This is a genomic window from Lentilactobacillus hilgardii DSM 20176 = ATCC 8290 (assembly GCF_000159315.1).
Taxonomy (GTDB): Bacteria; Bacillota; Bacilli; order Lactobacillales; family Lactobacillaceae; genus Lentilactobacillus; species Lentilactobacillus hilgardii.
On sequence record NZ_GG670098.1, the window covers coordinates 1 to 213 of the forward strand.

General features: G+C 56.8%; 1 pseudogene. It reads left to right on the plus strand.

Annotated elements, in window-relative coordinates:
• Positions 1–213: pseudogene (locus tag HMPREF0519_RS14170) on the plus strand (hypothetical protein); the annotation flags it as partial.

The following is a 213-nucleotide window of genomic DNA, read 5'->3' on the forward strand; positions in this document are numbered from 1 at the left end:
GCCATAACCATGGTCGTAGCCAATACGGTCGTGATAGTGCAGGGCAATATGGCACTTGGTGCCCAGTATACGACGCTAGCTTTGGCCTTCTTCGGTCTAGGCTCTATAACAGCGGCATTTGCGCTGCCTCGCTTGCTCGATAGCTATGGCGATCGCATGGTGATGCTCTCCGGTGGGCTGCTGCTTGTTCTCGGCCTGGGCGCTGGCCATCTT